At 34.9% G+C, this 26,194-nt stretch carries 26 protein-coding genes; 19 read left to right on the forward strand and 7 right to left on the reverse strand.

Annotated features, from left to right (window positions below; all coding sequences use genetic code 11):
• The first annotated feature begins 31 nt into the window (after nt 1-31).
• The 8 genes from BOQ64_RS07885 to BOQ64_RS07915 all read left to right on the forward strand — a co-directional run bounded on the left by BOQ64_RS07885 (nt 32) and on the right by BOQ64_RS07915 (nt 9,200).
• A complete protein-coding gene (locus BOQ64_RS07885; protein WP_129054788.1) occupies nt 32-760 on the forward strand; it encodes a hypothetical protein in 729 nt (242 codons plus the stop codon).
• A gap of 133 nt (nt 761-893) precedes the next feature.
• On the forward strand, nt 894-2,822 hold the full coding sequence (locus BOQ64_RS07890; RefSeq protein ID WP_129054790.1) for an ABC-F family ATP-binding cassette domain-containing protein: 1,929 nt from the start codon (nt 894-896) through the stop codon (nt 2,820-2,822).
• A gap of 147 nt (nt 2,823-2,969) precedes the next feature.
• Nucleotides 2,970-3,323 carry a hypothetical protein gene (locus BOQ64_RS07895; protein ID WP_129054792.1) on the forward strand — a complete coding sequence of 118 codons (354 nt, stop codon included), beginning with the start codon at nt 2,970-2,972 and terminating at the stop codon, nt 3,321-3,323.
• A gap of 290 nt (nt 3,324-3,613) precedes the next feature.
• A complete protein-coding gene (locus tag BOQ64_RS23780) occupies nt 3,614-4,234 on the forward strand; it encodes a TonB-dependent receptor plug domain-containing protein (RefSeq protein WP_228448268.1) in 621 nt (206 codons plus the stop codon).
• Nucleotides 4,231-5,997 carry a TonB-dependent receptor gene (locus tag BOQ64_RS07900; RefSeq protein WP_228448269.1) on the forward strand — a complete coding sequence of 589 codons (1,767 nt, stop codon included), beginning with the start codon at nt 4,231-4,233 and terminating at the stop codon, nt 5,995-5,997. Before BOQ64_RS23780 ends, BOQ64_RS07900 begins: the two co-directional genes overlap by 4 nt.
• 43 nt (nt 5,998-6,040) lie before the next feature.
• Complete coding sequence (locus BOQ64_RS07905) at nt 6,041-6,613, forward strand: hypothetical protein (RefSeq protein WP_129054793.1); 573 nt, start codon at nt 6,041-6,043, stop codon at nt 6,611-6,613.
• A gap of 390 nt (nt 6,614-7,003) precedes the next feature.
• A complete protein-coding gene (locus tag BOQ64_RS07910) occupies nt 7,004-8,338 on the forward strand; it encodes a trigger factor (protein ID WP_129054795.1) in 1,335 nt (444 codons plus the stop codon).
• A gap of 175 nt (nt 8,339-8,513) precedes the next feature.
• Nucleotides 8,514-9,200 carry a hypothetical protein gene (locus tag BOQ64_RS07915; RefSeq protein ID WP_129054797.1) on the forward strand — a complete coding sequence of 229 codons (687 nt, stop codon included), beginning with the start codon at nt 8,514-8,516 and terminating at the stop codon, nt 9,198-9,200.
• Nucleotides 9,201-9,382: 182 nt separating this feature from the next.
• On the opposite strand, the gene BOQ64_RS07920 is transcribed toward BOQ64_RS07915, so the two are convergent.
• Both BOQ64_RS07920 and BOQ64_RS07925 read right to left on the reverse strand, forming a co-directional pair.
• A complete protein-coding gene (locus BOQ64_RS07920) occupies nt 9,383-9,967 on the reverse strand; it encodes a DUF3109 family protein (protein WP_129054799.1) in 585 nt (194 codons plus the stop codon).
• 6 nt (nt 9,968-9,973) lie between these two features.
• Nucleotides 9,974-10,879 carry a DUF6427 family protein gene (locus tag BOQ64_RS07925; protein ID WP_129054801.1) on the reverse strand — a complete coding sequence of 302 codons (906 nt, stop codon included), beginning with the start codon at nt 10,877-10,879 and terminating at the stop codon, nt 9,974-9,976.
• 42 nt (nt 10,880-10,921) lie between these two features.
• Between BOQ64_RS07925 and BOQ64_RS07930 the strand changes: the two genes are divergently transcribed.
• The gene (locus BOQ64_RS07930) at nt 10,922-11,155 is read left to right on the forward strand and encodes a DUF6341 family protein (RefSeq protein WP_045500551.1); all 234 of its coding nucleotides are present in this window, start codon (nt 10,922-10,924) and stop codon (nt 11,153-11,155) included.
• 82 nt (nt 11,156-11,237) lie between these two features.
• Here the strand turns inward: BOQ64_RS07930 and BOQ64_RS07935 are convergent, their stop codons facing one another.
• From BOQ64_RS07935 to BOQ64_RS07955, 5 genes are all read right to left on the reverse strand, one after another.
• Nucleotides 11,238-11,675, reverse strand: coding sequence for a universal stress protein (locus tag BOQ64_RS07935; protein ID WP_129054803.1), 438 nt, complete (start codon nt 11,673-11,675; stop codon nt 11,238-11,240).
• A gap of 59 nt (nt 11,676-11,734) precedes the next feature.
• Nucleotides 11,735-12,340 carry a fumarylacetoacetate hydrolase family protein gene (locus BOQ64_RS07940; protein WP_129054805.1) on the reverse strand — a complete coding sequence of 202 codons (606 nt, stop codon included), beginning with the start codon at nt 12,338-12,340 and terminating at the stop codon, nt 11,735-11,737.
• Nucleotides 12,341-12,421: 81 nt separating this feature from the next.
• Complete coding sequence (locus tag BOQ64_RS07945; RefSeq protein WP_129054807.1) at nt 12,422-12,823, reverse strand: DUF2007 domain-containing protein; 402 nt, start codon at nt 12,821-12,823, stop codon at nt 12,422-12,424.
• Between the two features lie 2 nt (nt 12,824-12,825).
• Nucleotides 12,826-13,590, reverse strand: coding sequence for a 3'-5' exonuclease (locus tag BOQ64_RS07950; RefSeq protein WP_129054809.1), 765 nt, complete (start codon nt 13,588-13,590; stop codon nt 12,826-12,828).
• Nucleotides 13,591-13,647: 57 nt separating this feature from the next.
• Complete coding sequence (locus tag BOQ64_RS07955; RefSeq protein ID WP_129054811.1) at nt 13,648-14,361, reverse strand: CDP-alcohol phosphatidyltransferase family protein; 714 nt, start codon at nt 14,359-14,361, stop codon at nt 13,648-13,650.
• Nucleotides 14,362-14,450: 89 nt separating this feature from the next.
• Here BOQ64_RS07955 and BOQ64_RS07960 point away from each other — a divergent pair, with 89 nt between their 5' ends.
• The 10 genes from BOQ64_RS07960 (at nt 14,451) to BOQ64_RS08005 (ending at nt 26,193) form a co-directional block, all read left to right on the forward strand.
• Complete coding sequence (locus BOQ64_RS07960; protein ID WP_129054813.1) at nt 14,451-16,379, forward strand: LTA synthase family protein; 1,929 nt, start codon at nt 14,451-14,453, stop codon at nt 16,377-16,379.
• A 124-nt stretch (nt 16,380-16,503) separates the two neighbouring features.
• Nucleotides 16,504-16,923 carry a DUF2147 domain-containing protein gene (locus tag BOQ64_RS07965; RefSeq protein WP_129054815.1) on the forward strand — a complete coding sequence of 140 codons (420 nt, stop codon included), beginning with the start codon at nt 16,504-16,506 and terminating at the stop codon, nt 16,921-16,923.
• Between the two features lie 100 nt (nt 16,924-17,023).
• Nucleotides 17,024-17,521, forward strand: coding sequence for an RNA polymerase sigma factor (locus BOQ64_RS07970; RefSeq protein ID WP_129054817.1), 498 nt, complete (start codon nt 17,024-17,026; stop codon nt 17,519-17,521).
• A 1-nt stretch (nt 17,522) separates the two neighbouring features.
• Nucleotides 17,523-18,140, forward strand: coding sequence for a hypothetical protein (locus tag BOQ64_RS07975; protein WP_129054819.1), 618 nt, complete (start codon nt 17,523-17,525; stop codon nt 18,138-18,140).
• A 260-nt stretch (nt 18,141-18,400) separates the two neighbouring features.
• Nucleotides 18,401-19,381, forward strand: coding sequence for a pyruvate dehydrogenase complex E1 component subunit beta (locus tag BOQ64_RS07980; RefSeq protein WP_027374696.1), 981 nt, complete (start codon nt 18,401-18,403; stop codon nt 19,379-19,381).
• A 119-nt stretch (nt 19,382-19,500) separates the two neighbouring features.
• Nucleotides 19,501-21,492 carry a KUP/HAK/KT family potassium transporter gene (locus tag BOQ64_RS07985; RefSeq protein ID WP_129054821.1) on the forward strand — a complete coding sequence of 664 codons (1,992 nt, stop codon included), beginning with the start codon at nt 19,501-19,503 and terminating at the stop codon, nt 21,490-21,492.
• Between the two features lie 68 nt (nt 21,493-21,560).
• The gene (locus BOQ64_RS07990) at nt 21,561-22,034 is read left to right on the forward strand and encodes a Fur family transcriptional regulator (protein WP_027374694.1); all 474 of its coding nucleotides are present in this window, start codon (nt 21,561-21,563) and stop codon (nt 22,032-22,034) included.
• A gap of 3 nt (nt 22,035-22,037) precedes the next feature.
• Nucleotides 22,038-23,780 carry an OstA-like protein gene (locus BOQ64_RS07995; RefSeq protein ID WP_129054823.1) on the forward strand — a complete coding sequence of 581 codons (1,743 nt, stop codon included), beginning with the start codon at nt 22,038-22,040 and terminating at the stop codon, nt 23,778-23,780.
• A 675-nt stretch (nt 23,781-24,455) separates the two neighbouring features.
• On the forward strand, nt 24,456-25,364 hold the full coding sequence (locus BOQ64_RS08000) for a hypothetical protein (protein WP_129054825.1): 909 nt from the start codon (nt 24,456-24,458) through the stop codon (nt 25,362-25,364).
• A gap of 1 nt (nt 25,365) precedes the next feature.
• Entirely contained in the window at nt 25,366-26,193 is an 828-nt protein-coding gene (locus tag BOQ64_RS08005; RefSeq protein ID WP_129054827.1) for a hypothetical protein, read from the forward strand.
• Nucleotide 26,194: the final 1 nt, after the last annotated feature.

A 26,194-nucleotide genomic window follows, 5' to 3' on the forward strand; every position in this document is an offset into this window, starting at 1 on the left:
AAAAAGAGTAAGAACATTAAAAATTAAGACTATGGAAAAAACACTCGTACAAGAAAGGCCCATATTTTCAATGAACTTTGATTTCAGATCACGAGAGCAACAGGAAATTCTAAATTCCTTACAGAAAGAAAGGTATAAGTTAGTGGGATATATGGGAGCATCCGGTACCAATCAGGTTGCTTCAGGAGTGCCCACTTGGTTTGTGATAGACTATACGAGTGTATTTGGTGTGTTAAAAATTAACTATGAACAAATATATAAAGTATATGTTTACCGTAGATCTGATATTACCGTCAATACGAAAATCATAATGGAGGTATTATCAGATGTAGTCACTTTAGGATCAGAAGCAACATTCAATCCAGATGGTACCTTTCCTACTACTTCAGGAGCTCCCGGAGTAATTACTGTAAAGAATAACAGGCCTGGAGACTCATCTCCTATAACAGTAGGGCTTGCTGCATACATGAATGGTATTTTTTTCCCTTTCTGTGCATTTACATGTGCTGCACAAGAGACTGTAAGCATAATACCTGATGAAAAAATAGCTTTATTTGCATCTCAGACCAATGCAACTCCAGGGTCTATGGCAGGGCAGGCACATGAGTTCGGATGTACCTTTAGGTTCAGCGATCAGAATATGATCTATGATCTGCAGATGATTCAAACGACTTTTGGAATTAAAAATATTCCGGGAACATTCCCTGTAGAACAGGTATCTCCAGCAGTATCACTGGTCCCATTACTTAATGATTTTTAAAATAAATACTGTTGTAAAACCAATATGTAAAAACTGATCATTTTGGTCAGTTTTTTTATTTCTGGGCTATTCATTTCTTTTTCCGTATTTTTGCACCCGAAAATTCATTATTCATTACTAATTATTAATTAAGATGCTTTCGGTTCAAAGTTTAGGATTACATCATTCAGGAAATTATTTATTTCAAAACGTCAATTTCACCATTAAAAAGGATGATAAAGTAGGGCTCGTGGGAAAAAACGGAGCAGGAAAATCTACTTTATTGAAAATGCTGTCCGGAGAAATTAATTTCTACGAAGGAGAAGTGATCACAGAAGGAAGTGTTACCATTGGTTTCCTGAAGCAGGATCTTGATTTTGTGAAAGGAAGAACGGTTTGGGCTGAAACTATGCAGGCTTTTGAGCAAATCAATGCATGGAAAAACGAGCTTGAGGAAGTTAACCACCAAATGGCTACAAGAACCGATTACGAAAGTGATTCCTACACAGATCTTATTAATAAAATGACTGAGCTGAATGACCTTTTAATGAACCATGATGCCTACAATCTGGAAGGTGATATGGAAAAAGTGTTATTTGGTCTTGGATTTAAAGCGGATGATTTCCAAAAAATTACTGATGAGTTTTCAGGAGGATGGAGAATGAGAATCGAATTGGCAAAACTGCTTCTTCAAAAGAATGACATCATGCTTCTCGATGAGCCTACCAACCACCTGGATATGGAGTCAATCATCTGGCTTGAAAACTTCTTAAAAGATTATCCGGGAGCTATTGTGCTGGTAAGTCACGATAAACAGTTCATGACTGCCGTTTGTAACCGTACTTTTGATATCAACAATAGGAAAGTTGACGATTATAAAGCCAACTATACCAAATACCTTGTAATGCGTGAAGACCGTCGTGAAAAACTGATTCAGGCTAAAAAGAATCAGGATGCGGAGATCAAGCAGATGGAAGATAACATTAATAAGTTCCGTGCAAGTGCTACCAAAGCTTCTTTTGCACAGTCGCTTATTAAGAAATTAGATAAAATTGAACGTATTGAAGTAGATAACGAAGACGTTTCTAAATTCAATATCCGTTTCGTACAGTCTATGGTTCCGGGGAAAGTAATTTTTGAAGCTGCAAACCTTGGAAAGGCTTATGGTCAGAAACAGATTTTTGATGATGTAGATTTTATTGTTCAGAGAGGAGACAGAATTGCACTTCTGGGACAAAACGGACAGGGAAAAACAACATTGGCTAAAATTTTAGCAGGAGATATTAAAGACTATTCAGGAGCTTGGAATCTTGGACATAATGTAAACATCGGTTATTTTGCACAGAATCAGGAAGAAGTTTTAACACCTAATAAAACCGTTCTTGAAGAGGCTGAAGATGCTGCTACAGAAGAAACAAGACCTAGAGTAAGAGACCTGTTAGGATCTTTCCTGTTCCAGGGAGATGCTGTTACAAAGAAAACGAAAGTCCTTTCCGGAGGAGAGAGAAACCGTTTAGCACTTTGTAAACTGTTACTTCGTCCTTTCAATACATTGATTATGGACGAACCTACCAACCACTTGGATATTCAGTCTAAGGAGATCATTAAGTTAGCGTTACAGAATTTCGAAGGTACGTTAATCGTAATCTCTCACGACAGAGAATTCCTTCAGGGACTTTGTGATAAAATCTATGAGTTCCGTGATGGTAAAATGAAAGAATTCCTTGGAGATATCAACGAATATCTTGAATACAGGCAAAAAGAAACCATCAGAGAGATTTCTGCAGAAAAAGCAAAACTTCATAGTGATGTGAAAGAAGAGCCTAAGAAAGTGGAAGAAAAACCGGTAGTTAGCAATAGCCAGATATCGAATGTTATCACTAAGGAACAAAAAAATATTCAGAATAAAATTAAGAAGGTAGAAGAAAAAATTTCTGAACTTGAAACCAAAGTAGAAGAAATGGAAGCTTCTTTCGCCAAAGAAAATCCTTCCGATGAAACTTTAGAAAAATACAATAAAGCTAAAGAAGAGCTGGATAACGCTCTGCAGGAATGGGAATACTTAGGAACCCAACTTGATTAATTAACAATACAAAAGCTTCGTAATTTACTTTATGAAGCTTTTTTTGTAACAAATCATAATCCTTTTCTACTTATAAGTAAATGAATTGCAAAAGTAATTTAATAGAAGTTTTGGCTGAAAATTAAATTATTTTCATAATTTTGAACCATGATTAAAGAAAGCAGAAATTTAAAAGTATTTATCTCCAGGCTGTTGTTTGGGGTATACTTCATCGCGCTGCTTTCTCAGAGCTTTCACCATCACGAATCAGTAGATTATTTTAAGGCATTTAACCTTAAAAAAGTCGAAAATTCTGTAACGAAAGCCATTACTAAAGAGAAAGCGGGTGACTGTCTGGCCTGCCACTTTTTGGTGACCGGACACACATTAGCTCCTGAAGAATTCAGCTTTAGCTTTGAGCATTATACGCACGAAGTAAAGCAAATTATCGCTATTCAGGAAAAAATCTGGTCTCAGACCAAATTTACTTTTCAGCTTCGCGGACCGCCCGCAATTTCCTAATCAATACATTCTTATTGGGTTACAGCTCTATGTCATAGAGTTTAATGTTCAATTTTTGAAGTTTAATGCTTAAAGTTGTTGAGATACAGCTGTTAGTTTGTAATAGGTGATAATATAGAGTATACCTGTTGACTAGCTTGTTCCAATATTTTAACTTTTTACTCCTTGTAATTGATACATACTCTGTTGTACACCATTCATTGTACAAAGAATCTCAACCCATTCAATAAACTTTAACGAAAAAATGTACCTTTTCATTACAAAAAGGTATGTAAGCAATCTATTTTACAATGAAATTGATATATTGCCTGTTATTGATCTTTTGTGGATCAGTATTTACAAGTGCACAGAAAACTTATACTGTACAAGGAACCGTTCAGGACTTTCATGATAAAACCATGCTGGAAAATGCAGTGGTAAGAATTGGAAACCTTACAGCAAAAACAGATAAAAAAGGAATCTTTTCCTTTAGTAAAGTCCCTGCAGGGAAGTATACACTCATTGCAAAACATCCTGATTGTAATGATTATACTGAAAATATAGAAGTTACGCAGGACATACATATAAAGATAATTCTTGAACATCATAGTAATGATATTGAGACGGTAACAATCCATGGGAATCATAAAAATAACGGTTCACTGGTAGTCAAAACACTCAGTAAATCTGATATAGAGAAAAACTCTACAGAAAACCTGGGGAGTCTGTTATCTAAAATTTCAGGGGTGACGGCTTTGAAAACCGGAAATAATATTTCAAAACCAGTTATTCATGGACTTTATGGAAGTCGTATCAGTATTCTGAATAATGGGGTACGTCTTGCCGAACAAGAATGGGGTGTTGAGCATGCACCGAATGTTGATATCAACAATTTTCAGCATATTGATGTCATCAAGGAGCATCTGCATTGAAATATGGAAGTGATGCTATTGGGGGAGTCGTGGTAATGGAGCCCGAAATTTTTCCGAAAAAAGATACCATCAAAGGTTCAGTAGGACTTACTGGAATTTCCAACGGAAGAGGTCTTGGGCTGGATGTAGATGTAGCTAAAGTTTGGAAAAACGGATGGGCAATAAAATCTGGAGGAAGCATCAAGAAGTTAGGAGACCAGAGTGCTCCAAATTATAATCTGAAAAATACAGGAATGGATTTTTCTTCCTTCAATTTCACCGTTCAGAATAATACCTATGAAAGAGGAATCTCTTTTGATTATTATCTGACGAATCAGAATATAGGAATTTTAAGAGACTCACACGTTTCTACTTCTGACGATTACGATAGGGCGATGAATGCTAATCCTCCGATATATTCCGGTAAATTCAGTTATGATATTGATAACCCAAGACAGGTTATTGAACATCATATTGCAAAAGTTTCAGCCTTCAAAAGATTTGAGAATATAGGAAAGCTTTCTGCAACTTACAGTTACCAGTATAACCACAGACAAGAGTATGATATCAGAAGAGGAGACTTGAATGATACTCCTTCTCTGGATTTGGCATTGATGACTCATCAATTTAATATTAATGATTTATTAGAAAGAGGAAAATGGTCGTTGGAAACTGGAATTGATGCAGGTTTTCAAAATAATTATTCAGATCCTGCAACAAAAGCAAGACGTTTAATTCCGAATTATGATAAATATTCAGCAGGTGCATATTCTGTTTTCAAGTATAAAATTTCACCTGAATTCAATTTTGAAGCTGGAGCCAGATATGATTTTACCCGTTATGATGTCACCAAATGGTATGATAAAAGTGACTGGGTGAATTTGTATGCTGATACTTATCCGCAATTTTATGTGAAAACAGATCAAAACAGGGTTTTGACACGCCCTCAGCTTAATTACAATAACGTTTCTTTCAATGCCGGTTTGGAATATCGTCCGAATGCTAACTTTGATTTGAAATTTAATTATGCAAAAGTGGGAAGATCTCCGAATGTTGCAGAATTATTTTCAGATGGTCTCCACCATTCTGCAGGGATTATTGAAACCGGATATATGGGATTAAAAAATGAGCAGGGACATCAGTTTAACCTGAATATTGACTCAAAATTCAATATTCTGAAAGGCCTGAATGTTTCTTTAAATCCATATTTCTTTATCACGAAAAATTTCATTAATGAAATTCCGGTAGGAATTAAAGGAACAATCAGAGGAGTATTTCCGGAATGGGTTTACCAGCAGATTGATGCAAAGATGTATGGGGTTGACCTGGATGTTAACTGGAAGTTTACCGATAACCTTACCTATGTAGGAAGAGGGAGCTATGTGTATGGGCAGGATGATACCCACAAAGAACCGTTGATTCTAATGATGCCACCAAATTTTTCCAATGCATTACAATTTAAAAAACAGGAATGGAGAAACTTCTATTTTACTGTTGAAAATCAAACATTTTTAAAACAAACCAGATTCCCGATTAGAAATGCACCATTGGAACTTTATGTGAATGGTGAATTGGTAGATAAGGAAATCGATTTCAGTACTCCACCAAATGGATACTCACTTTGGAATATCCAAACAGGAATCAATATCAGTAAAAATCTTTCTGCAGGGCTTATTGTAAACAATCTTTTCAATACTTCATATAGAGAGTATCTGAACCGTTTGAGATTCTTTGCAGATGAGGCAGGAAGAAACTTTATTTTAAATTTTAGATATAAATTCTAAAAATTAAAAAACAATTCAATCAAAATTTTAAAATTCTTAAAAAATGAAAAATCTATTCAATACTAAAAATATTATCAAATTATTAGCTGTTTTATTTATCACTGTTACTGCCGTTACTTCTTGTCAGAGAAACGGGTCTGCAGAAGAAGATGATCTTCCTCAGGAAGAACTTACAAATATTCTTTTGTTGGTGACAGATGAGGCAGCGGGAACTACACAAACTTATGATTACAGCATTGGGGCAGGAGGAGTTCCTACTATTCCTCTTAAAGATGGTAAAACTTATACTGTTCAAGCCAAATTTAAAAATGGAAATGAAGATGCTACCCAGGAAATTATTGATGCTAAAAATGAGCACTTTTTAATTTTCGATTTTCCGAAATCTAATATTACTGTAGAAAGAATAGACGGAAGTGATCTTAGAAGTGATGGAAAAAGAGTGGGGTTGAGAACAAAATGGACGGTAGTAAAAGCTGTTGACGGAACAGCACCATTATTGAAGTTAACTCTGATTCACTCTCCGCAAAGTGTAAACGATGCTAAATCTGGAACTGCATGGGGAAGTGTAGTTGGAGGAGAAACAGACGCTCAGGCAACTTATAACCTAAGCAACTAAATAGATCTTAAAAAAAATACAACTTGTTGTAGATTTCATCTTGGTTAACCATCGGAATTTTCCGGTGGTTTTTTATTGGGTTAGTGCTATAAAAAATACTCCTCCAAAAAGAGATTTTATAATGTATTGTTTATGGTGTTTTTTTTATATGTCTTTTTGAGAAAGGCTTATATGAAGGGGTAAATCAGGTGAGATGCCTGTCAGCTCTTTGGCATTTATAGATGATATTAGCAAAGGAATCAGGTTTTTAAACCAAGTTCACAATTCATATATAAATGGTAGAAAATTGCATAATCTCTCTTTTAACAATATTTGGCTGTATTAGTTGATTTTAAATGGGTGATTTTCATAAAAAATTCATATTTTTGCAACCTAAAATTTTAATCAATAATGAAGGTTACCGCACAAAACCATGATGATGTAAGTGCATTGCTTACAGTGACATTGGAAAAATCTGACTACAAAGAAAAAGTAGAGAAGCAATTGATTAATTATGCTAAAAATGCGCAAGTTCCTGGATTCAGAAAAGGGAAAGTGCCTTTGAGTATGGTTAAAAAACAATATGAAGCAGGGATTGCATTTGAAGAAATCAACAGACAGGTTTCTGATGCTTTGAACAACTATGTTAACGAAAACAAGTTAAGATTAGTTGGTCAACCTATTCCACAGCCAGTAAACGAATTCGATTACAATGCTGATCAGTTGGAAGTTGCTTTCGAAGTAGGATATGAGCCTGCATTTACTATAGATTTAGCTAAATATGAAGCACCTCACTACAAAGTAGAAGCTTCTGAAAAAGAAATCAGCAAGAGTATTGAAAACATGCAGAAGCGTTTCGCTGAGCAGGTTCCTCAAGATAAAATCACTAAAGATTCTTACATCGCTTTAGAAGTTTCTCAAGTTGTGGAAGAAGATGCTGAAGGAGAGCACCACCACCACCCAAAGAACGTTACTATTACAGGAGAAAACAAAGAAGCTTTCAAATTAGTAAAAGCTTTGAAAATGGATGGATCTGTAAAAGTAACTAAAGAAACTCTTGCAGGTGATGAAGAATTAGCTAAAGAATTAGGATTCAGCAAAGAAGAAGTAGAGCACCTACACCACAATGAAATTGAAGTTAAAGTAAAAGACTTCTATTCATTAGACTTAGCTGAACTTAACCAGGAGTTGTTCGACAAAGTATACGGAGAAGGAAACATCAAGTCTGAAGAAGAGCTTAAAGAGAAAGTTAAGACTGAATTAGACGAGTACTTCCAACAGAATGCTGACGTTCACTTTGTGAATAAAGTATTAGAGCAGGTTACTGAAAAAGAAGAAGTAGCCCTTCCTGAAACTTTCTTAACAAAATGGTTAATGTTCTCTAACCAGAACATCCAGTCTGAAGAGCAGGCTAAAGAAATTCTTGAAGCTGAGAAAAACCAATTGAGATACCAGATCATCGAAGGTAAATTGATGACTGATAACGAAATCAACCTTGACTATGCTGATGTATTGGCACAAGCTGAGCAGTTAGTTAAAAACCAATTGGCTATCTACGGAATTCACCACTTAGGTGATGAGGAGATCCAAAAATATGCTGTTGAAATGTTGAAAGATCAGGAGCAAGTAAGACAAATCTCTTCTGAAGTTGCTATGGCTAAATTAAAAGATGTAATTCTTGAAAAAGCGAGCAAAAAAGAAACTAAAATTTCTCACGACGAATTTTTAGAAGAACTTAAAAAATAATTATACTCAGATATAAATATTTCAAAACCGTCAATTTATTGGCGGTTTTTTTATGTAAAGATGTTTCCGTTTCTTCAGTCTCATAATCCTTCATCAATTATCAATCATTACTTATTACTCATAATGTAGCCATGTCCGCCAATATTCCTATATTTACCCTTTAAACTTATTATATATGAAAAAGATCATCATTCCATTTTTCTGTGCCGTACTTTTCTCGGTTCCGGCAGCAGCTCAGAAGAAAGATGCCGCTTCTGTAAAAACAGAGGCTGCAAAGTCAACCTTAACGGCTAAAGAGGTATTGGATAACTACTTTAAAGCATTGGGAGGAAAAGAAAAATTAGAGGGCGTAAAAACTCTTTATATGGAAAATACCATGTCAGCTCAGGGAATGGAAATTAACATGACCACCAGAAAAATGGGAAACAAATTTAAGTCTGTACAGTCATTGATGGGGCAACAGATGGTTCAGTTTTTCGATGGTGAAAAAGGATATTTTGATCAGATGGGAACCAAAACTGCAATTCCTGCAGATAAAGTTGCTGAACTTAAAAAAGCAAAGCCAGTGGATGCATTAGCATTTGACGGTGCTACTTTTCAGAATGTTGCAGTAGAAAAACTGGATGGTAAAGACTATAACGTACTGTCTTCTGAGAAAGGAAAATTCTATTTTGATGCTGCTACAGGACTTTTATATAAAACGCTTGCCGGAGAAGGAAATGTAACGATAAAAAGCTATATGGCTGTAGATGGCTTACAGTTCCCTGCCGATGTAGAAGCAGAAGGTGCAGGTCAGAAAGTGACTATTAAAACTACTAAGATTACAGTGAACTCCGGAGTATCGGACGCTGATTTTAAATAAATAAAGTAAGGAAACCTGAGGCTGGAAGTTATTGAAAACAATCATTGATTTTAGTATTATTGAGCTGGCATGACTATCAATTGCTAAAGGCTCAATAATAAACTCCATTATTTAGCTTCCATCCTTCTTACATAAAAAAGCCGGAAATCAATTTTCCGGCTTTCTCTTTTTATTCAGGTTGTTTATGAACCATATTCTTTCTTCCATTCATCAGCAGCTCCGCTCAGAACATCATAAAATTCTTCGCCATACTTTCTGATTAATGGGGTCTTCAGGAATTTATACACAGGAACCTGAAGTTCTTTTCCAAGCGTACATGCATCGCTGCATACATTCCATTCATGATAATTTAAAGCCGTAAATGAAGAGTATTCCGTAACACGGATAGGGTATAAGTGGCATGAAATAGGTTTCTGCCAGTCTACAGCACCATCTTCATACGCTTTTTCAATCCCACATTTCGTAATTCCTTTGTCATCAAAAGTTACATAAGCACATTCACGGTTTTCTACCATGGGAGTAACATACATTCCGTCGTGCGGATCGGTAGTCCATGTACCTTGCTCTTCAAGGGCTTTGATGCCTTCCTGAGTAAGATAAGGTTTGATTTTATCAAAAATACCGTCCAGTATTTCAAGCTCGTTTTTGTCCAGTGGAGCTCCTACATCACCTTCCACACAACAGGCTCCCTTACATTTGGTAAGGTTGCACACAAATTCTTCGGAAAAGATTTCCTCAGAAATCAATTTATCGTCTATCTGAATCATAATTTTCTAAAATAAATCAAAAAACATACCTACTTTAAAGGTAAGTAAACTTAAAATAATAAGCCATAAACCAGCTTCCTGCATCCAGTATTTGGGTAAGAATCTCATCATTCTGCTCAGAATAATACTTGAAGGAAATGCCAGAAGTAACAAATACTCATAGCTTTTATTCATATACAAAATAATGGTAACAAGCTGAGCTAAGGAAAAGACCAACAGAAAAGTATATTTATATCTGCTTATCGGGCTTTTCTTATTATAATTTTGAAAATGGTCATACACGGCATAAATAAGCATTAATGCCACAGGAATTAAAGGGAATAATTCCGTGTAATCTGTCACCGGTTTCATTTTTCCAAATGGAAAATAATCAATATTCCATGAAGTAAACTGAACAAAGTACATTACAGAAAAATAACTGAATACAATCAGAATCACCCCTAAAAGGAATCTGAAAATATTTAAACCTATTTTGGCAGACGTAGCAATCACGTGAATGATTACAAAAACAGCCATGGGCCAGGTAGTAGGAAGAAAAATAAAATTCAATGCTACTATGGCACCCACCAATACATAGGATTTCTTTCTGATATCTTCATCTGCACTGGTTAAGAGCAGGATAAGGAAAGAATTGGTTAACAGGGAAACTGCAATTCCTATGTCTAAATTACCCGGATACAGACCAAAAATAAAAAACGTATATAAAAATAACGGAAGGTGGGTCTGATAATTAAGGGCAACACTGTGAAAACAAAAATATCCCAAAGCAATTCCCAAAAATGTAATTCCGGCAATAATTGCTTCGTAAGTGTTGAAATTCAGTATGTTAAATATTACGACTACTAAAAGAAGACAACCAATATAAACAGGAATTGAAAAAATATTGCTTTCTTTTGAAAGTAATTTAAACATTTTTTATAAATTTGTACAAAGTTAATTTAAAAAAGGAAAATAATGACGTCTTTCTTTCTATTCTTAAGCAAAGTTTTCAAATCGAGTTTCGCATTCTTTGATACTTTCGGAAATGTTTTAAACTGGATTCTATTTATAGTTTGCTGTGTATTATTCACTTATTGGTGCTACGTACTGGTTGTAACACTAGGTGGTGACAAAGATAAAGACTATTATTCTCCAACGGAAGGTAAGCACCCTTACTACGATCCGAATATCTACAAAAAAGAAGGTTAATTAATTGGTTATATAGTAAAAAACCGATCAAATAATTTATTTGATCGGTTTTTTTATTACTAACGATTAAAATTTTATTTACTTAGTCGTGGATAGGAAGTACTAAAACCGGGATATTCGAACTCTTTGTAAGTCCTTTGGTAAGACTTCCTACAAATACATCATAAATTCCGCTTCTTCCGTGTGATCCCATTACGATATAATCAGCATTTTTTGCTTTGGCATATTCAAGGATAATATCTTTTGCCAGTCCCTGTTTTAAAAGATGCTCACAATCGATATCATGGGCAATGATTCTTTGCTCAATTTTATTAAGCTGAACCAATTCTTCCCTGATTTCATTCGCTTCTACCTCAGGAAAATATTGAAATCCCATATCACCAATCGCAAATCCGATATCTGATGGTGCAACATGGATCAGGTAAATTCTACCATTAAGTTGTTTTGCAAATTTTATGGCACCGTCCACCAATTGGTCTGTTTTGTCCCCAAAATCTACGGGCAATACAATATTTATCATAACCTTTCATTTTGTTACCTAAAGATAAGAAAAATTTACCAGACTTTTATGTTAAATACTTATAATATTCGGATATCAAGCACTTTTTCTTCTTCAAGGTAAGCTTCCAGAATATCATTTTCCTCTACTTTTCCAACTCCTTTTGGAGTACCTGTATAAATAAGGTCACCTACTCTTAAAGTGAAATATTGAGAAGCAAAAGCAATAATATCATCAAAATGGAACAACATATCTTTTGTATTTCCATCCTGAACTTTCTCTTTGTTTTTCAGAAGGGAAAAAGAAAGGGTGTTAAGGTCAAAATTCTCTTTTTTAAAGAAACTTCCCACTACTGCAGAACCATCAAATCCTTTAGCAAGCTCCCATGGCAGTCCTTTAGACTTCAATTCACTCTGAAGGTCTCTGGCTGTGAAATCAATTCCTAAGCTCAATTCTTCGTAGTGTTTGTGAGCTGTTTCCTTTTGAATGTATTTTCCACCTTTAGATATTTTGATCACCACTTCCAGTTCATAGTGGATATCATTTGAGAATTCTGGGATATAAAAATCATTTCCCTTTAAAACTGCTGTATCTGGTTTCATGAAAATAACAGGGTTCTCCGGAATCTCGTTTCCTAATTCTTTAGCATGTTCACTGTAGTTTCTTCCTATGCAGATGATTTTCATAACTCTTTATTTGTTTTCGGATTGCATCATTGTAAAAACGAAGCAATCTTCTGATTAATGTAATTATTTTATTTTTAGTTCTTATTCGTGAGTAAATTCATTCCCACAATAGTAACACACAAACTTATGACTTGTGAGAAACGAGATTCCAAAAAAGCTGGTGGCTCTGTCGTCTCTGTAGATATGATTGGAACTGCATTTTGGACACACGAAATCAAATTCAGGGTTTTCGATGGTGCGTTCTACTTCTAATGAGTACTGTTCATTATCTTTATAATCCTGCAGAATTTGTTTTGCCTTTTCCAGATCCTCTTCAAAAACCTGGAGCTGAATTCCGCCTACAGCCTGAGAAAGCAGCCAATCCGACTGAATAAGCTGTTCATTCGCAATGAAACTGTTAATTCCGTTTTCAGACAGAATCTGTTTGTCCCTGTTAGCTTCCAGGGCTGTTTCATAAAATTTAAAACGAACCAGATCAGACATATTTAAAATCTGCTTGACAGTTGAATTTTAGTAAATACCTTCTTTGTGTATAACGGAAAGTCTGCATTCTGAAGCCACCCGAAATATCCAAGATCCTTCTGGAAGACAGCTTTTACGCCTTGTCCCTTATATTTTCCAAAATTGAATACCTCTTCCTGTTTATCATTATATCCGATAAACCCTGCAAGGTCTGCATTTTTATTATGGAAAGTAAACTCACTTAATGGAGCAACTTCATTCGGAATATCATCATATTTTCCAACCTGAGCATCCAGAACTTCAAAAGTAGCCATTACATCAGCTTCTGCAGAGTGCGCATTTTCCAATGTCTTACCACAGTAAAACTGATAAGCAGCTCCAAGATTTCTAGGCTCTTTCTTGTGGAAAATAGTCTGAGCATCTACCAATTTGAATTTACTAAGGTCAAAATCCATTCCTACTCTCAGCAGTTCTTCGGCTAAAAGAGGAACATCAAATCTGTTGGAATTAAAACCACCCAGATCAGTACCGGTAATCATTTCCATTACTTTAGAAGCAATATCTCTGAAGGTAGGAGCATCTTTTACATCCTCATCATAAATTCCGTGAATTTCACTGCTTTCTTTTGGAATCGGCATTTCAGGATTTACCTTCCATGTTTTACTTTCTCTTGAGGCATCCGGGTTTACTTTTAAGATACAGATTTCAACAATTCTGTCTTTTCCAATGTTCGTTCCTGTAGTTTCAAGATCAAAAATACAAAGGGGTTTATGGAGTTTTAAGTTCATATTGCTTATTAATAATTTGAAAATGTGTTAATTTGAAAATAAGAAATCCTTTGATTCCTATTTTAATTGTTTTTGAAAAATAAGGGATATTAACATATAATAGATCACCAGCATCGGAATCCCTACAGTCTTGAAGATAGTAAGAATAGCAATTCCACCTACCAATAATACTACTTTTGGATAGTTGTCTTTTAATGCTTTGGATTTAAATTTCATTGCCATCATTTTGATAGGGCTGATGAGAAGCCATGAAGTAAGGAATGAAAGAATGATAAGCAGCAATGCATTATCAAACAGGAAGCTGAATGCTCCGGTTTCCTTGAAAGCATAGTATAATCCAAATAAAAGAACTGTGTTGGTTGGAGTATTTAATCCTTTAAAATAATATCTCTGTTCCTCATCAAGATTGAAAATAGCAAGTCTTAAACAAGAGAAAACAGTTACAACCAGACCAAGATATTTAATTTCAAATGGTAAATGAAGCCCAAGAAGTTCAGTTCCGAATGGTTCAAGAGCTTTATACATGGTAAGTCCCGGAATAACGCCAAAACTCACCATATCCGCAAGAGAATCAAGCTGAAGTCCCAGATTGGAGTTTGATTTTAAGGCTCTGGCTACAAATCCGTCAAAAAAATCAAAAATGGAGGAGAGGATAAGGCATATTGCCGTAGTTTGATAGTCTCCTAAAATAAGATGTATTGCACCCACACAGCCTGCAAATAGATTAGCCAGGGTCAAGGCATTAGCCAGATTATTCTTTATAAAATCCATAAGTACAAAATTACAGTTTTTAAAAATTCTATCTCAAAATAATATGTACTAAAAAACGCAATAAAATGATTTTGATGTAAATTTGCCCCATGAAATTTTTAAAAGGATTTAGAAAACAGGAACTTCTGGCATTGGTTTACAGAATTTTTTTAGCCTATGTTTTTTATCAGATCGCAAGACTTTTATTCTGGTACTTTAATAAAGACCTTATTAAGGTAGACTCTGTTTCAGAATACCTTAAGTTGGCCTATCATGGTACAGCTTTCGATACAACGGCTATTTTGTATGTGAATGCACTATTTATATTATTGAGCCTTTTACCGTTGGTCATCAATACCAAGAAAGGATTTCAGAAAGTTCTGTTCTGGGTCTATTTTCTGACGAACGGATTGGCTTATGGGATGAATTTTGGGGATTTTATTTATTATAAATTCTCCCAGTCAAGGCTTACTTCAGCTGTATTTCAGGTTGCGGAACACGAGTCTAATGTTTCTCAGACGCTGATGATTTCTGTACAGCAACATCCTTTTGTACTGATTTGGTTTATTGTTTTAATGGGATTGTGGGTTTTCCTTTATAAAAAAGTAAAGATTGATGAGACAAAACCAGCTCATTTACTTTCTTATTTTTTATCTTCCATAGTTACTCTGTGCATCACTGCTGTTTTAGTAGTAGGGGGAATCAGAGGAGATTTCAAACACAGCACAAGACCTATTAATATGGTGGATGCTACTCGTTTTGTTACCAATCCATTACAGGGTAATCTGGTTCTTAACAGTACGTTTTCATTCTTCAGAACTTTAAATACCAATAATTTCAAAGAAGTTCATTTTGTAGATGAAAAATATATTGAAGAGAATGTACATCCTTATAAAGTATATGACAGAAAGGTAGAAAACCGTCCCAATATCGTTATTTTCATTGTAGAATCTTTCGGGAGAGAATATTCGGGAGCTTTTAATAAGGATAAGAATATTAAAGATTACGTTTCCTACACTCCGTTTATGGACAGCCTGGCCACTCAGAGCCTTATTTTTCCGAATACTTTCGCAAACGGAAGACAGTCTATTCATGGGATGAGTAGTGTTTTAGCAGGTATTCCGAGTCTTACCGATGCTTTTACGGGTTCTCCATACTCTAATCAGAAAATTCAGTCTATCGTTTCTGTCTGTAATGATTTGGGATATGATACTTCTTTTTATCACGGAGCTCCTAATGGTTCTATGGGATTTTTAGGATTTGGAAATATTTTAGGGTTTAAACATTATTTCGGGAAAACAGAATACAACCATGATGAAGACTTTGATGGAATGTGGGCGATCTGGGACGAACCGTTTCTCCAGTATTTTGCTAAAAATGTAGGAAAGAAGCAACCTTTTATGACGACCGTTTTTACGGCGTCTTCACACCATCCGTTCAAAATTCCTGAAAAGTATCAGGGAAAATTCAAAAAAGGAAAAATAGAAATGCATGAGCCAATACAGTATACGGATTATGCGATTAAAAAATATTTTGAAACAGCTAAAAAACAACCTTGGTTTAATAATACAATCTTTGTATTTACGGGAGATCATACCAACCAGATTTATTATCCCGAATATGAAAAAGCGATGAACCGCTTTGCTGTTCCGTTAGTTTTATATTCTCCAAATCCTGCATATCAGCTTAAAGGTGAAAATCAGGAAATGGCCCAGCAGATTGATATCTATCCAACACTTGCAGATCTCATTGGGTATAATAAACCCATCAGAAGCTGGGGAAGAAGTTTAGTAAGTGATAAAAAATATCCGGGAATTATGGTGAATTCAGATGGGAATAATGAACAATTTATGATTGGAAATTACATCTATCGTTTTGATGGCAAGGAAATTGTGGGAGTCTATGATAAAACGGACCTTGCTCTTGAAAAGAATCTGATTAGCCAATTAAAAAACCCCGAAGTAGAACAGGGAAAGCAAACTGCAAAAGCCTGGTATCAGGATTATATGGATAGAGTGATAAACAGGAAGCTTAAATAAGTAAACTCATTTATTTACTCTTTTATGCTTTGTATAATAAAAGTTTTTGTTCGTTAAAAATTAATTTATATTTTTATCAATACATAGAAAAGTATATTGTATTAAAATTAAAACTATAAGAAATATGAAAAAAATAATGTTAACATTCGCGCTTTCTTTATTTGGTGTGATGACATTTGCACAGATAGAAGGAAAGTGGAAGACCATAGATGATGAAACCAAACAGGCTAAATCTATTGTAGAAATATTTAAAAAGTCTGATGGTAAGTATTATGGTAAAGTTTCTCAGCTATTAATAAAACCAGCTGACCCTAACTGTACAGCTTGTAAAGATGACAGAAAAGGTAAGCCAATTGCTGGGTTGGAAATTATCCGTGGACTGAAGAAAGAAGGAGATGAGTTTACTGGAGGGAGTATTACAGATCCTAAAACAGGGAAAACTTACAAATGTACCATTACAAAAAGCGGAGACAAGCTTAATGTAAGAGGGTATTTAGGATTATCATTATTAGGAAGAACCCAGGTTTGGGAGAAAGCTAATTAATATAAGTTTAAATAGAATTTTAAAATGACATTTCAGAAATGAGATGTCATTTTTTTTGAAAAATTATGTAACGAAAATAAAATCTCCCCACTTATAGAATATGAGCACCGAACAGGAGAGAACATTTATAGATTTTTTTAAGCCCAATCAGAAGCTAATCCATAAAATATGCAGGATATACACAGACAATACTGAAGATCATAACGATTTATTTCAGGAAATCACGATTCAGCTATGGAAATCTTTTCCGGGTTTTAAAGGAGATGCTAAGTTTTCTACCTGGATGTACCGTGTAGCCCTTAATACGGCGATTACATTATTCAGAAAACCTCAGAAACAAAAGGCAGATACTGCTCATATTGATGTTTCATCCCTTACATTGGAATACGAGGTTTATGAAGACGATGAACATAAGCTTCAAAAAATGTATAAAGCCATCCATGAATTGTCTGACGTGGAAAAAGCCTTAATCATGATGTACCTGGAAGACAAACCCTATAAAGAAATAGGTGAGATTCTCGGGATTACAGAAGGAAATGCAAGAGTAAAGATGAACAGGGCAAAAAATAATCTGAAAACCAAAATAAGCACAAAATAATATGGACGAATTAGAATTACTGAAAAAAGATTGGAATAAAGAATCGGATGATTTTAAAGAATATTCTGAAAATGAAATTTATAAGATGATAAAAAACAAATCTGTTTCTATGACCAGAACATTATTGATTATTGGCTTGGTGGAAATGGTTTTATGGGCTTTATATGGCTATCTGAACAGAGAGTTTCCTTATATAAGAATAACCATGTTCTTTGTTTTTACAGCAGCCATTATCATTTTGTTTCGTAAAATGAGAACCGGACAGGACAGTATCACATTGATGAAGAGCATTTTAAATATGCGTACTCTTATTCTGGGATATGCAGGCATATCACTGGTACTGGCTGTCACAGATAATATTATTCAGTTTGATCATAATACAAGAGATTTTATGGCTGGGCTAAAGGATGGTTATAATAAAAATCATGATACTAACGCTTTACCTACCAATCCTGATATAATGATTCCTGAAGTAGCCAATTATATAATTTTCGGTTTTTTTGCAGTGATTGGGTTTTACATCCTGTATATAATTTATAAAAGAACCTACGGGAAAATTTTACAGGATCTGAGAAAAAACTATAAAGAATTGAGCCTTCAGGAGGAAAAAGCAATTTGAGAATGAAAGCAGGAGAGGGAAGCTGGAGGTTGGTATATGTTGCTTTTGAAAAAATAGTGAGTAAAAAACAATAAAAATACATTTTCAGTAGTTTTGTAAACCTCAATAACTTCCCTCTTCCAGCCTCCAACTCCCCTTCCCACAAAATCTCTTTTTTGAATTATTATTAATAAAAAGACATCTTGTTCAAATGAGATGCCTTTTTATTATGTGTATAATAAAAAAACACTATTTTTGTAGTCTAAATTTTTCAAGAAAATATGGCAGAATATACTTTTCGTGAGGTAATTGCGCAGGCAATGAGCGAGGAAATGCGTAAAGACGAATCCATTTACCTGATGGGGGAGGAAGTTGCAGAATATAATGGTGCATATAAAGCTTCAAAAGGAATGCTGGATGAATTTGGTCCAAAAAGAGTGATCGATACACCGATTGCAGAACTTGGGTTTACTGGGATTTCTGTAGGAGCTGCAATGAACGGGAACAGACCTATCGTAGAATTTATGACATTCAATTTCTCTCTTGTAGGAATTGACCAGATTATCAATAATGCTGCGAAAATCCGTCAGATGAGTGGTGGACAGTGGAACTGCCCAATCGTTTTCCGTGGACCTACCGCTTCTGCAGGACAGTTAGGAGCTACACACTCTCAGGCTTTTGAAGGTTGGTTCGCCAACTGCCCAGGGCTTAAAGTAGTAGTACCTTCAAACCCTTATGATGCAAAAGGATTATTGAAAACAGCTATCCAGGATAATGACCCGGTGATCTTCATGGAATCTGAGCAGATGTATGGTGATAAAATGGAAATTCCAGAAGAAGAGTACTATTTACCTATCGGAAAAGCAGATATCAAGAGAGAAGGTAAAGATGTTACTTTAGTTTCTTTTGGTAAAATCATGAAGTTGGCATTACAGGCTGCTGAAGATATGGAAAAAGAAGGAATCTCTGTTGAAGTTATTGACCTTAGAACAGTTCGTCCTTTAGATTTCGATACTATTTTAGCATCTGTAAAGAAAACAAACAGATTGGTTATTTTAGAAGAAGCTTGGCCATTTGGATCAATATCTTCTGAAATTACGTATATGGTACAGCAAAAAGCATTCGATTATTTAGATGCTCCAATCAAGAGAATTACTACTCCTGATGCACCTGCACCTTATTCAGCTGCATTATTTGCAGAATGGTTCCCTAAGCTTGAAAAAGTGAAAGAGGAAATTAAAAAAGCAATGTACGTTAAGTAATCATAATAGAAAAAAACTTCCGAAAGGAAGTTTTTTCATTTATTATATTCATGAAGAAAAATTCTTGGGGTCATAAAATTGATATAAATTTGCGCTTTTAAAAAAATAAATTGGCTGATATGGCAGAAGTTACAGAAGGCGGTCATCACTTTGACCTAAAGAAGCTTTCATTTGTAGGCGTTATAGTTTCGCTTGGAATCGTTTTCGGAGATATTGGAACCTCACCACTCTATGTAATGAAGGCGATTGTGAATGCAAGAAAAGAAGGCGCTACGATGCCATTTGATGAATACATTGAAGGAGCATTATCCTGTATCATCTGGACATTGACGCTCCAGACTACCCTGAAATATGTGATCATTGCTTTAAGAGCAGATAACAAGGGTGAAGGTGGAATTCTTGCTTTGTATTCACTTGTAAAAAAACTCAAGAAAAAATGGCTCTATATAGTCGCCATTATTGGAGCATCCACGCTCGTAGCAGATAGTGTAATCACCCCTTCCTTAACGGTGATGTCTGCCATTGAGGGGTTAAAGATCTATAATCCCGAAACTCCGGTAGTTCTCATTACCTTAGTCATTCTATTCATTGTTTTTGTCGTACAGCAGTTCGGAACCGCTTCCATTGGTAAGTTCTTCGGGCCTGTAATGGTAACCTGGTTCCTGGTGTTAGGAATTTCAGGATCAATGCATATTTTTGATCATATTGAGATCATCAGAGCTTTCAACCCAATGTATGCCTATAACCTGATTACGCATTCATCCAGTGCCATCGTAATTATGGGAGCTGTATTCCTGTGTACAACAGGAGCTGAAGCTTTATATTCAGATTTAGGACACTGTGGAGCAAAGAATATCAGAATCAGCTGGATTTTTGTAAAACTAATGCTTATCCTAAATTATCTAGGACAAGGTTCTTGGTTATTGGATAATTATCACCAGGTTCATAACGGAGTAAATCCTTTCTTCGGAATTATGCCTGAATGGGCAGTTTTACCAAGTGTAATTCTGGCTACTGCAGCAGCAATCATTGCCAGCCAGGCGGTTATTACAGGATCATTTACCATGTTCTCTGAAGCAATGTCTATTTCTTTCTGGCCGAATCAGCATATTGAATATCCTTCAGGGATTAAAGGACAGATGTATATTCCTAGAATTAACTGGGGACTAATGGCGTTCTGTTTTGTAGTGGTTGTATTCTTTCAGAAATCAGAACATATGGAAGCTGCTTATGGGCTTACTATTACCATCACCATGTTGATGACCACAATTCTTCTTTTATACTGGTTGAGCCGTACAAGAGTTAATAAAATTTTTATTGCAGGTTTTGCGCTAGTTTATCTTTTCCTGGAGTCAGGATTCTTCTATGCTAACGTTATTAAATTTGTAGATGGAGGTTGGTTAACGATGGTATTAGGTGGATTCATCGCAGTATGTATGTACGCATGGTACAACGGAAGACTGATAAAAGCGAATTTCATTCAATATGTTAAAATTGATAAATACATTTCCATCCTTAAGGATATGAAGTTGGATGAAACCATTCCAAAATATGCAACAAACCTTGCTTATTTAAGCCGTGCTAAAAGAAATGATGAAGTAGAATCTAAAATTATTTATTCTATCATCAAAAAGCAGCCGAAGAGAGCAGATCACTACTTTATTTTAAGTATTGTGAATCAGGAAGATCCATATACATTCAAATATACAGTTGATGAAATCCTTCCGGGAACTGTTTATAAGATCAATTTCCTTTTAGGATTTAAAGTAGACCGAAGAATTAATGACTATTTCAATATGGTATTGAGAGATCTTATGGCAGATGGAACCATTCCTTCAAGAAGCAGCCATCCATCTTTAAGAGCTCATGATATACCACCGGATTTGAAGTATGTAATTATAGATAATACTTATATCAACGATATACTTTTAACTGTTAAACAGAAGATTACACTTAATATTTACAATTTTGTGAAGTATATCGGAAGTGATGACTTTAAGGCCTGGGGAGTGTCTTCTCACAACGTAGAAGTAGAGTCGGCTCCAATTACAGAGCTTACTGTTTACGATAATAAAATCGAACAGTCCGGATACTTCCGTCATAACTCTTAATGCCTGGTGCATTTAAACCATACTATCTATTTAAATAAAATTCAATAAATTTGTAGATAATTTTTTTAATGGATACAGTACAAAAAGAAAAAAATATAGCTTTGATCAAGGATGTTTTGAGAAACTACTTATTAGAAAAAGGGTTTAGAAACACTCCTGAAAGATATACGATATTAGAAGAAATTTATAATATGGATCATCACTTTAATGTAGATGATCTGTATCTTCTGATGATGCAGAAGAAATATCATGTTTCTAAAGCAACTATTTATAACACTATCGAGATTTTCCTTGATGCAGGATTAATCCGTAAACATCAGTTCGGAGAAAAGACCCTTACTTCTTCATCTTATGAGAAGTCTTATTTTGATAAACAGCATGACCATTTGGTGATCTACAAAAAAGACTCTGATAAAGAAATTGAAGAAATTATTGAATTCTGTGACCCAAGAATCCAAGGAATCAAAGAAGCCATTGAAGAAGCGTTTGGCGTAAAAATTGATTCTCATTCGCTATATTTTTATGGCACTAAGAATGACTAATTAATGAGAAAAATCCTTTTTCTGTTTATCTTTATTTCTACGCTTAGTTTTGCGCAGGATAAAACTCCTGTGAAGAGAGATCCTTATTTACAGACTCCTGCACCTGCAAAAACGCAGCCATTGAAACCTGAGGATAAAATAAAGCTTATCAACGCAGATAAAATTATTAAAGATCCCACAAAATATGATGGTAATCAGTATTTTGTAGGAAATGTTCAGATAGAACAAAAGGGATCTATACTTACCGCTGATGAAGTAGTTCTTTACAGTGAAGAGAACTTTGCCAAAGCAATAGGAAATACAAAGCTTCAAAATGCTGACGGATCCGTAATCACTGCTGGAGAAATGGAATATGACGGTAATACCCAGAAAGGTGTTGCCCGTAAGAACGTTGTTCTTACTGATCCTAAACAGACGATTAAAACAGATATTCTGTATTATGATAAACTGTCAAGTCAGGCTTATTTCAATACAGGCGGTACTATTTCCGACAGTCAGGGAAATGTAATGTATACTAAAGCTGCAACCTATTTCCTCAATACCAAAATGATTGATTTTGTAGGGAACGTTAAAATAGACAACGCTCAATACATTATTGAAGGAGTCAATATCAAACAGAATCAGAACACCAAAGTAGCCGAATTTTTTGGGCCCACAACCATTACCAACAGAGCTAATCCTAAAAACAGGGTTTATACAGAAAGAGGAACCTATAGAATGGAAACCAAAGAAGCTTTCCTGAATAAAAATTCCAAGATCTTTTATAATGATAAAATCCTTACCGGTGATGATATGTATTTTAATCAGATCACAGGTTTCGGAAAGGCAACAGGAAACGTAAAGCTGGATGATCCAAAGGAAAGGAGATATGTGAAGGGCGGTTATGGCGAAATCTTTGAGAAAAAAGACTCTTCAATGATCACCAAAAATCCTTACGCCGTTAAAATCATGGAAAAAGATACGGCGTATTTTGCTGCAGAAAAGATCATAACGTATCAGCGACAAGATTCTCTGGATATCAGAATTAAAAAAAGTTTTTTACGAGCTTACAAAAAAGCAAGAATATACAAATCTAATGCACAGGGAAGAGCTGACTCTATTGCTTTTAATGAAACGGATGGTGTTATGCATATGTATACAAAGCCTATTTTATGGAGTGGTGAAAAACAGGTGACAGGTGATAAAGTGGAAGCCTATTTTAATACCCAGAATGAGAATATAGATTCCCTAAAAGTAATTGGAAATGCCTTTGCCATCAGTAAAGTAGATTCTTTAACCCTTAAAGATGAATTCAATCAGGTGAAAGGTAAGTTTATGACCGTTTACTATGAAGGGAATGATATCAAAGAAGCCAGAGTAGTTGGGAATGCGCAGTCTATTGCCTATGTAGATGATGTAAACAAAGAAACCCAAAAACCGGAAAGAATTGGAATTACACTTTCTGCTTGTGGTATCATTGGTGCTTTATTTGAGGATAGAGCTCTGCAGATTATTTCCTGCAGTATCGGAGCTACAGCCGACACCTATCCTATGAGTAAATTGGAACCTTCAAAAAGAAAGTTTCCTGATTTCAACTGGAATACAAAAGACCGGATCAGGAAATGGCAGGATATATTGGTAGACAGTCCGAATTATGAGGAAATCAAATATTCTTCAGATAATGAGTTGTATGATAAGGCTCAGGAAGCTATTGAAAAAGAAAGAGCCAAAGAAGAGGCGAAAAAGCCAAAAAGAGTAAGAAAATAATATATAGACCGCTTTATTATAAAGCGGTTTTTTTTATGTCTATGAGGTTAATTTAAATCATTTTATCAGGATGAGAAATCTCAGATAACAGTTTTAAATTTTGTACAGCTAGGTTTTGATTAAACATAATTATTATTTTGAAAATTGTTAATTTCTTAAATAAATTCTTGCTTTTTATATCAATAAATAGTGAAAAAAGTAAATGTTAAATTAAATTTATTAACCAAATTGATTAATGATAGAAAATCTATTATTTGAAAGTCTCATAGTTTTCATTGAATTAATTTAATTTTAATATATAATATTGTATATCAATGTGTTAATTGTTTGTTTTTGATTTTGTTTAAATAATTTTTTAACCTTGATTGAAGCTTGGTTAAGGTCTTGTTTTGTAACTCGAAATGTTAAAAAAATAATTTTCATATCATAAATGGTAATTTTTTTTGATTTAAAACAAAAAAAAAGGGTTGAAATTGTTCAAATTCTTTCTTTCGATATTAAAATTAAAAATATTTTTTCTCAGTCTTAAACTTAGAATTTTCTGTCTGGTACTGAACTTTTTATTGGTTGTAATAACTCTAATATATTGGAGTTATTATTTTTAAATACTAGTATATTTTTCTAATTATAATATTTTATACATTTAATAGGTCAAGCCAATCTAAAAATGACAATATGAAATTAGAATTTATTATCTTGATCTTTATTTTTTGCAATATAAAGATCGAGGCCCAAGTTGGTATTTCTAAAACCACGGGCTTTCAGCCAGACGTTCGAACCCAATTGCATGTAAAGCAAGACGATTACGCAGCCAGACTACCGAGAGCTAACACAGCTTCGGTATTGCCTTCCTCATTAACCGGTACAACAGGAGACGGAACCCAAGGTTCTGTTATCTTTAACCGTGAAACAGGAAGTGTTGTTCAGAATGACGGAACAAGTTGGAAAATCTCAGACCCTATTGTGACGACCATGAAAAATAATAAAATGGCCCGTTTTATAAGGAATGGAACCGTTACTACTACTTGCGATCCATGTGTTGTTTTACCATTCCCTAATTGTCTTATTGGATCTAATCAGCAATGTGCAGCAGTAGATGTACCTTTTACTACAGGAATACCTGCCCTGAATGAAATTTCAACGGACGTAGACCTGCTGAGTACAACAAGTAATGTAATTAATTTTAAAACTAGAGGCCTGTATAAAGTTTCATTTAAAAGTGGTGCGCTGAATGTAGGTACTCCTACTTGTATAGGAGCATCAACCAATCTGTATTCCCGATTGAATTTAGAAATTAGTTCTGATAATGGAACAACGTGGAGACCTGTTAATAATACAGTAAGCAATACTACAGGCGGGTTGCTTTCATTGGGATCAATACCTGTTGGGTCTATAGATGTGGGACAGTCTCTTGCATTTACTTATGTAGGGGTTTTTAATGCCAATGACAGAGCAAGACTGAGATTCTACGGTAACCAGACTATGCTGGTAGGTGGCTGTGTGGGAAATAATATGTTTTTTGCGATGAACACTGCAGGAAATTCTATATCAGATATTATTGTTGAAAAAATAAATATGCAATAAGATGAAAAAGGTTACATTAATTATAGCACTTTTTTGCCAATACCTCTTGTTTTCCCAGGTAGGGATTGGTGGCGATATTTATAGCACAAAAAATATCGTAAAAGTTTTAGACGGAACCAAAGGAGCCATACTTCCTTTTTCCAACAGTTTTACTTCATTTCCGCAATACAATGCTGGAGTAACAGATAAATTTAATGATTATCCCAATCTTGTAGGAGGGCTTATCTACAGTAAAGCAGATGACCAGTATTATAAATATGATGGCTATGCCTGGAATCCTGCAAGACAAATTCAGGGAATATATCAGCCTAAAGGCTCAAGACTTGGAATCTCTTCAGGAATTTCAATCCCTTGTATTGCTTTTGGTTTAGGAATATGCCTTTCAACTGGTTCTGCAGTTTACTTAGCTCCGGATGATAAAAGTGAGGTTCTTGTAGATAATCTTACATTAAAGAATGCAAGTAATGTTACAATAAAACTGGCAGGAATCTATGATGTAGGTGCTGCTTTAGGTTTTACCGGTGGATCTCTTGGTGCACAGGTAGGTGTTACAGAATTTAAGCTGACACTACAGGTTAGATATACTCCTGCAGGAAATTGGGAAACAATCGTTACGAAGTCCAATTATTCACTCATATTCGTTATAGATACAAATGGAAATAAAACATGCAGTTTTGCCCAGACGCTTTCTTTACCGGTAGGAGCTGAGTTAAGGGTTATTCCTACCATCAGAACCATTGGTGGATCTGGTGGATCATTATCCGCTTATGGTACAGATGCCAATTCAATTAATTCTTATCTCGCAGCACGTTTAATTAAAGCTTATTAAG

Source organism: Chryseobacterium sp. CH25, from assembly GCF_004119455.1.
Lineage (GTDB): Bacteria > Bacteroidota > Bacteroidia > Flavobacteriales > Weeksellaceae > Chryseobacterium.

Excerpts from the sequence above, each read along its gene's own strand:
- BOQ64_RS07885 (WP_129054788.1), top strand. The coding sequence starts at position 32 with ATGGAAAAAACACTCGTACAAGAAAGGCCCATATTTTCAATGAACTTT.
- BOQ64_RS07890 (WP_129054790.1), top strand. The coding sequence starts at position 894 with ATGCTTTCGGTTCAAAGTTTAGGATTACATCATTCAGGAAATTATTTA.
- BOQ64_RS07895 (WP_129054792.1), top strand. The coding sequence starts at position 2,970 with ATGATTAAAGAAAGCAGAAATTTAAAAGTATTTATCTCCAGGCTGTTG.
- BOQ64_RS23780 (WP_228448268.1), top strand. The coding sequence starts at position 3,614 with ATGAAATTGATATATTGCCTGTTATTGATCTTTTGTGGATCAGTATTT.
- BOQ64_RS07905 (WP_129054793.1), top strand. The coding sequence starts at position 6,041 with ATGAAAAATCTATTCAATACTAAAAATATTATCAAATTATTAGCTGTT.
- BOQ64_RS07910 (WP_129054795.1), top strand. The coding sequence starts at position 7,004 with ATGAAGGTTACCGCACAAAACCATGATGATGTAAGTGCATTGCTTACA.
- BOQ64_RS07915 (WP_129054797.1), top strand. The coding sequence starts at position 8,514 with ATGAAAAAGATCATCATTCCATTTTTCTGTGCCGTACTTTTCTCGGTT.
- BOQ64_RS07920 (WP_129054799.1), bottom strand. The coding sequence starts at position 9,967 with ATGATTCAGATAGACGATAAATTGATTTCTGAGGAAATCTTTTCCGAA.
- BOQ64_RS07925 (WP_129054801.1), bottom strand. The coding sequence starts at position 10,879 with ATGTTTAAATTACTTTCAAAAGAAAGCAATATTTTTTCAATTCCTGTT.
- BOQ64_RS07930 (WP_045500551.1), top strand. The coding sequence starts at position 10,922 with ATGACGTCTTTCTTTCTATTCTTAAGCAAAGTTTTCAAATCGAGTTTC.
- BOQ64_RS07935 (WP_129054803.1), bottom strand. The coding sequence starts at position 11,675 with ATGATAAATATTGTATTGCCCGTAGATTTTGGGGACAAAACAGACCAA.
- BOQ64_RS07940 (WP_129054805.1), bottom strand. The coding sequence starts at position 12,340 with ATGAAAATCATCTGCATAGGAAGAAACTACAGTGAACATGCTAAAGAA.
- BOQ64_RS07945 (WP_129054807.1), bottom strand. The coding sequence starts at position 12,823 with ATGTCTGATCTGGTTCGTTTTAAATTTTATGAAACAGCCCTGGAAGCT.
- BOQ64_RS07950 (WP_129054809.1), bottom strand. The coding sequence starts at position 13,590 with ATGAACTTAAAACTCCATAAACCCCTTTGTATTTTTGATCTTGAAACT.
- BOQ64_RS07955 (WP_129054811.1), bottom strand. The coding sequence starts at position 14,361 with ATGGATTTTATAAAGAATAATCTGGCTAATGCCTTGACCCTGGCTAAT.
- BOQ64_RS07960 (WP_129054813.1), top strand. The coding sequence starts at position 14,451 with ATGAAATTTTTAAAAGGATTTAGAAAACAGGAACTTCTGGCATTGGTT.
- BOQ64_RS07965 (WP_129054815.1), top strand. The coding sequence starts at position 16,504 with ATGAAAAAAATAATGTTAACATTCGCGCTTTCTTTATTTGGTGTGATG.
- BOQ64_RS07970 (WP_129054817.1), top strand. The coding sequence starts at position 17,024 with ATGAGCACCGAACAGGAGAGAACATTTATAGATTTTTTTAAGCCCAAT.
- BOQ64_RS07975 (WP_129054819.1), top strand. The coding sequence starts at position 17,523 with ATGGACGAATTAGAATTACTGAAAAAAGATTGGAATAAAGAATCGGAT.
- BOQ64_RS07980 (WP_027374696.1), top strand. The coding sequence starts at position 18,401 with ATGGCAGAATATACTTTTCGTGAGGTAATTGCGCAGGCAATGAGCGAG.
- BOQ64_RS07985 (WP_129054821.1), top strand. The coding sequence starts at position 19,501 with ATGGCAGAAGTTACAGAAGGCGGTCATCACTTTGACCTAAAGAAGCTT.
- BOQ64_RS07990 (WP_027374694.1), top strand. The coding sequence starts at position 21,561 with ATGGATACAGTACAAAAAGAAAAAAATATAGCTTTGATCAAGGATGTT.
- BOQ64_RS07995 (WP_129054823.1), top strand. The coding sequence starts at position 22,038 with ATGAGAAAAATCCTTTTTCTGTTTATCTTTATTTCTACGCTTAGTTTT.
- BOQ64_RS08000 (WP_129054825.1), top strand. The coding sequence starts at position 24,456 with ATGAAATTAGAATTTATTATCTTGATCTTTATTTTTTGCAATATAAAG.
- BOQ64_RS08005 (WP_129054827.1), top strand. The coding sequence starts at position 25,366 with ATGAAAAAGGTTACATTAATTATAGCACTTTTTTGCCAATACCTCTTG.